This is a genomic window from Hubeiibacter jixunmingi (assembly GCF_041928215.1).
Taxonomy (GTDB): domain Bacteria; phylum Pseudomonadota; class Gammaproteobacteria; order Pseudomonadales; family Moraxellaceae; genus Acinetobacter.
Genome location: NZ_JBHFHK010000090.1, coordinates 1 through 6,311, shown reverse-complemented (window position 1 = coordinate 6,311; position 6,311 = coordinate 1). Strand labels below are relative to the sequence as shown.

General features: G+C 41.1%; 3 protein-coding genes. 2 read left to right on the top strand and 1 reads right to left on the bottom strand.

Annotation, left to right across the window (positions count from 1 at the left end):
* Nucleotides 1-280 precede the first annotated feature (280 nt).
* Nucleotides 281-1,651: an amino acid permease gene (locus ACEYX7_RS10270; RefSeq protein ID WP_374807078.1), complete on the top strand. Its 1,371-nt coding sequence runs from the start codon at nt 281-283 to the stop codon at nt 1,649-1,651.
* A 272-nt stretch (nt 1,652-1,923) separates the two neighbouring features.
* On the opposite strand, the gene purL is transcribed toward ACEYX7_RS10270, so the two are convergent.
* Entirely contained in the window at nt 1,924-5,766 is a 3,843-nt protein-coding gene (purL, locus tag ACEYX7_RS10265) for a phosphoribosylformylglycinamidine synthase (protein ID WP_374805245.1), read from the bottom strand.
* A 212-nt stretch (nt 5,767-5,978) separates the two neighbouring features.
* On the opposite strand from purL, the gene ACEYX7_RS10260 reads away from it, so the two are divergent.
* A complete protein-coding gene (locus ACEYX7_RS10260) occupies nt 5,979-6,164 on the top strand; it encodes a hypothetical protein (RefSeq protein WP_374805244.1) in 186 nt (61 codons plus the stop codon).
* Nucleotides 6,165-6,311: the final 147 nt, after the last annotated feature.

Below are 6,311 nucleotides of genomic sequence, written 5' to 3'. Positions count from 1 at the left end.
ATTAAGCAAGGGCTTCTTGATGACTATATTTGTGAGCAACTTCGTTGCCCTTCGGTTAGGTTTGCGTAAGTCCTAAATGACATAAATGAAATGGTAGATAAGAAAAATTTGGGCTACTACAGCAGAAAAAAGCAGCACGAATGGTATTATTATATAATATTTTTCTATGAATATCGCCAAAACAATCAATTTATATCATATTTTATTGCATTATACCTAGTCTATTTAAAATGAATACCTTACAATAAGCCTTTCTTTTTTAACAGTATGAGTATTTGCTGTGAGTGAACATAACTCATCTCTTCAACGTGGTTTGAAGAATCGTCATATCCAACTGATTGCCATGGGTGGGGCAATCGGTACAGGTCTATTTTTGGGTGCAGGGCATATTATCCCACAAGCAGGGCCGTCAATTATTTTAGGTTATGCAATCGGTGGTTTGATTGCTTTTTTGATTATGCGACATTTGGGTGAAATGATCGTTGAAGAACCTGTAGCAGGTTCATTTAGTCATTTCGCTTACAAATATTGGGGTAAGTTTGCAGGGTTCTTGACGGGTTGGAACTACTGGGTATTGTACATTTTGGTTGCGATGAGTGAACTTACTGCTGTCGGTAAATACGTCAATTACTGGTGGCCTGACGTTCCAGTATGGGCATCTGTATTTTTCTTCTTTTTGATCGTGTCTGCAATCAACTTACTCAATGTCAAATTTTATGGCGAAGCAGAATTTTGGCTATCAATTATTAAAGTCGTTGCGGTCATTTCCATGATTGTATTTGGTGCTTACTTGCTTTTGACTGCAGATATTGGTTCGACAGCAACAATTACCAATTTATGGGCACAGGGCGGATTTTTCCCACATGGATTTGATGGCTTGTTTTATATGCTTGCCTTTATCATGTTCGCTTTTGGTGGTATTGAATTAATCGGTATGACGGCTGCTGAAGCGGATAATCCACAAAAAACCATTCCTAAAGCCATCAATCAAGTGGTATGGCGTATTTTGATTTTCTATGTGTTGGCTCTAGCGATCTTGTTGTCTTTGGTACCATGGAATCAATTACAATTTGGCAGTGCAGACAATTTGGACAAAAGTCCATTTGTAATGATCTTTAGTCAGATGGGCATCCATTGGGCAGCACATTTACTGAACTTTATTATTTTGACCGCAGCTTTGTCAGTCTATAACAGTGGAATGTATGCCAACAGTCGTATGTTGTTTAGCTTGGCAGAACAAGGCAATGCACCAAAAATGTTTGCCAAAACCAATAAACAAGGCACACCAATCAATGCATCATTATTTTCATCACTGTTGATCTTTAGCTGTGTAGTTTTAAATTTCTTCTTCGAAGATACCTTAAAACATTTGGTTTATATCATCGTGGGTATTTTGGTTCTAAACTGGGCAATGATCAGTATTACTCATATTCGCTTTAAGCAACAGATGATCAAATTGGGCAAAACGACCAGTTTCCCTGCCTTATTTTATCCTGTCACGAACTATATTGTTTTGGCATTTGTGGCGGTGATTTTCTTTGTTATGGCAAAACAAGGCTTTGAATATGCGGTGATTTTATTACCAATTTGGACGATTGCGATGTTTGGGATTTATAAAGTCTTAAAGCCATCTAGTCCAAGTCTAAAATAATCTCTGTAATAACAAATACAAAAGTACCATCTGCAACTCAGGTGGTATTTTTTTTGACTTCAGAATAATATTGGACGTCCTACACAACACCACTTGAGAGCAAACCGTTCGTGGTGATGAGAACTGTAGCTCGCAAGGAACCATAACGGTTTTCCGCTACCCTTTGACAAGCTCAGGATAAACCGAAAACTACATTTAATTTTGTCCTTTTACTTATAACTCAAAAAATAAGGGCATATTAAATATGCCCTTACTTCTCATCACAGTAAATATTAACCAACAAATTTGCGTGCATTTCTAAACAAACGCAACCAAGCCCCGTCATTTTGCCATTCTTCTGGTTTCCATGAATGTTGCACCGCACGGAAATTACGCTCTGGATGTGGCATCATGATGGTTGCACGACCATCTTTAGACGTCATACCCGTAATTGCTTGCGGTGAACCATTTGGGTTAAGCGGATAATGCTGCGTTGGCTGACCATGACTATCGACATAACGCAAAGTGATTTGTTGATTGTCATTTAAGCTTTGCAAATCAGCATCACTTAACACCGCACGCCCTTCACCATGTGCAATGGCAATCGGTAAAATCGAACCTGCCATACCATCAAACAATACCGATACCGATTTTTCTACCTGTACATTGACAGTACGAGCTTCAAACACTTCGGACGTATTGCGATGGAATCTTGCCCAATGCTCCGCCCCTGGAATAAGCGATGCAAGCTGTGACAACATCTGACAACCGTTACAAATACCTAAGCTAAAGCTATCATCACGCTCAAAGAACTGTTGGAATTGGTCGCGTAATTGTGCATTAAATAACACCGATTTCGCCCAGCCACCACCTGCACCAAGCACATCACCATAAGAGAAACCACCACACGCCACCAAGCCTGCAAAGTCGCTCAACTGTACACGCCCTGCGAGCAAGTCGCTCATGTGCACATCAACCGCATTAAAGCCCACTTTATCAAATGCTGCTGCCATTTCCACATGACCGTTTACGCCTTGTTCACGCAAAATCGCCATATTCGGACGAGCAAGATTTAAGAATGGAGCTTCGATTTGTTCATCTAAGTCATACGTCGCTTTGGCAATCAAACCTAAATGGTCTTTTTCACCAATCAATTCAAACTCTTGGTCTGCCATATCGGCATTATCACGCAAACGTTGAATTTGATGCGATGTACTCGACCATTTTTGCTGTAATTCGGTGCGTGCCAACAACAAACCATTGACGCTTAACTTGTCGCTATCATTTGCTGTACCGATTTGACTGATGGCATCTTGCAAGACATGACCATTTAATTCAGCTTGTAATTGTTGCCAATCTTCCGCTTTCAGCTGCATGACTACGCCAATTTCTTCGGCAAATAAACTATTGATGCTTTGTGATTCTAATGCCACACCCAAGCGAGATGCAAACATCATTTCCGCCACGGTGACAAACATCCCACCATCAGCAATATCGTGATAAGCTTGAATCAAGCCACGATTATTCCAATCTTGTACCAAGTCAAACAAGGCACGCACATCGCTGACATTATCTACATCTGGAGCATCTGTACCCAAAGATTGATATACTTGTGCCAAGATAGATGCACCTAGACGTAATTTACCACGTGATAAATCAATACGCACCAAGACGCTATCAGCAATATTTTTTAGCTCTGGAGTCAAAGTCTTACGTACGTCTTGTACAGGGGCAAAACCGGTAATAATCAAAGACATCGGTGAAGTCACCGCTTTGTCTTCGCCATTGTCTTGCCAAGTAGTACGCATCGACAACGAGTCTTTACCGACTGGAATAGCAATATCCAATTCTGGGCAAATTTGCATACCGACGGTTTGTACCGCTTCAAATAAAGCTTGGTCTTCGCCGGCTTGTCCTGCTGCTGCCATCCAGTTCGCTGACATTTTAATATCGCCAATTTTAGCAATATTTGCCGCTGCAAGGTTAGTAATCGCTTCCGCTACTGCCAAACGTGCTGATGCTGATGGGTTAAGCAATGCCACTGGCGGACGTTCACCCATTGCCATCGCTTCACCCGTATAGCTATCTAGGCTGGTTGTGGTTACGGCAACATCGGCTACAGGCACTTGCCAACGACCAACCATTTGATCACGAGCAACCATACCAGTAATCGAACGGTCACCGATGGTGATCAAGAACGATTTTGATGCCACAGTTGGATTTTTTAACACACGTGTCATCGCATCTGGTAATTCAACCTGAGTTAAATCAAAATCATCACCTTGACGGTCAATCTTATTAAATCCACGTTGCATACGTGGCGTACCGCCCAACATCACTTGCATCGGCAAATCCACCGCATTATTGTCAAATAATGGGTCTTCTACCGTCAAATGACGTGCTTCGGTCGCTTCACCCAATACCGCAAATGGGCAACGCTCACGCTGACAGATACTTTCAAACTCTGCTAAAGAATCTGGACGAATCGCCAATACATAACGTTCTTGGGCTTCATTCGACCAAATTTCCATCGGGCTCATGCCTGCTTCCAATGATGGAATTTTACGCAGATTCAACACCGCACCTAGCTCATGGTCATTAACCAATTCAGGCATAGCATTCGACAAACCACCTGCACCGACATCATGAATCGATACAATCGGGTTTTGCTCTTCCAAACGCCAGCACGTATCAATCACTTCTTGACAACGGCGTTCCATTTCTGGGTTTTCACGTTGTACCGATGCAAAATCCAAATTTTCGCCCATCGTACCGCTATCCACAGACGACGCAGCACCACCGCCCAAACCAATCAACATGGCAGGACCGCCAAGCACAATCAACAAATCGCCGGATTGAATATCATTTTTTTCCACATGGTCGGCACGGATATTGCCATAACCACCAGCAATCATAATTGGCTTATGAAAACCTTTGACTTCGCCATTAACATTTTGTTCAAAAGTACGGAAATAACCTGCCAAATTCGGACGACCAAATTCATTATTAAATGCCGCACCGCCCAAAGGACCATCAATCATAATTTGCAATGGTGATGCCATACGGCTTGGCCTACCGTATTGATTTTCCCAAGGTTGTTCAAAATTTGGAATATTCAAATTTGATACAGTAAAGCCTGTCAAACCTGCTTTTGGTTTACCGCCACGCCCTGTCGCCCCTTCATCACGGATTTCACCGCCTGAACCTGTCGCCGCCCCTGCAAAAGGTGCAATCGCAGTTGGGTGATTGTGGGTTTCCACTTTCATCAAAATATGGGTAGGCTGATTTTTGCTTTGATAGACATAATGCCCAGTTTTTTCATCTAAAATCGGATAAAAGCGATTGGCATCAAAACCGGTAATCACCGACGCATTGTCTTTATATGCTGACAATACCTCTTGTGGTGAAGTTTTATGGGTATTTTTAATCATTTGGAATAATGATAATGGCTGTGTTTCGCCATCAATCGTCCATTCCGAATTAAAAATTTTATGGCGACAATGTTCCGAGTTCGCCTGTGCAAACATCATCAATTCAATATCGTGCGGATTGCGTCCAAGCTTTTGGAATGCTTCTGTGAGATAATCGATTTCTTGTTCTGATAAGGCAAAACCAAATTCTTGATTGGCTTTGATCAATGCCGCCTTGCCCCCTGCCAAAATATCAATACTTTGTAATGGCTTAGGTTCAGATTCGCTAAACAGATTATTTGGATTGGTGCTTTCAAACACGCTTTCGGTCATGCGGTCGTGCAAGGCAAGTTTTACCGCAGGGCTAAGATTTTTTAGACCTTTTAAAGTATAAACGATGCCACGCTCAATACGATGCACAGGCACATTACAATTGTTAAAAATATCTGTGGCTTTGGATGACCACGGTGAAATCGTCCCGATACGCGGTGTCACTAAAATTTGTAGTTCATCAGTTGCGGGTTGGCGTAAGCTAAAATGTTCACCTTCGTTAAGCAAAGCTTCAGCTTGTTGCTGTTGTTCTGCGGTTAATGCTTGGTCAAAAAAATAAACCCATTGACTTTCAATCGTTTGCAGACCTTTTGCACCGTCAATTTGATTTAAACGCTCGAAAAGTTGTTTGATTTTAAAATCAGAATGTGCCTTAGCACCAACCACGATATACATGAATGTTTTGCTCCACAGCCGACTTTGCGTTCCGCTGTTCTGTCTTGACAAGATGACTTATTTTACTTTAATTCTAGGGCTTTAGGCTAGTGCTGATTGCGTTAAATCCATACGAAAATAGTCATCTATTTTTTGATAAAAAAAATATCTTGTCGAAAAATTATGCTAATATCATTCAATACTCACTTCAGATAAATACATCGAGTCATAATATGGGAAAACAATTTAAAGCCAACGCTGCACAACTTGCATTTATTGCAGTATTACCGATTGCATTTTTATTTCCTGTTTTTGCCAAAGGCATGCCCAAAGATTTATTTGCTGTTCTATTACCGATGTTGGTAGTTTTGTTTTTTTGTACCGCTACTTTTAGTGCAATCGGCTACTTTGGTATTTAAACGTGATGGTATTTATAAAAAAATTCCTTTTTTATCCAATGACAAATTATTTATCCACTACGATGATATTAAATTAGGACTTACGCAAACCTAACCGAAGGGCAACGAAGTTGCTCACAAATATAGTCATCAAGAAGCCCTTGCTTA

Bases quoted from the DNA above. Each gene is read 5' to 3' on its own strand.
- purL (WP_374805245.1), bottom strand. From the start codon at position 5,766: ATGTATATCGTGGTTGGTGCTAAGGCACATTCTGATTTTAAAATCAAA.
- ACEYX7_RS10260 (WP_374805244.1), top strand. From the start codon at position 5,979: ATGGGAAAACAATTTAAAGCCAACGCTGCACAACTTGCATTTATTGCA.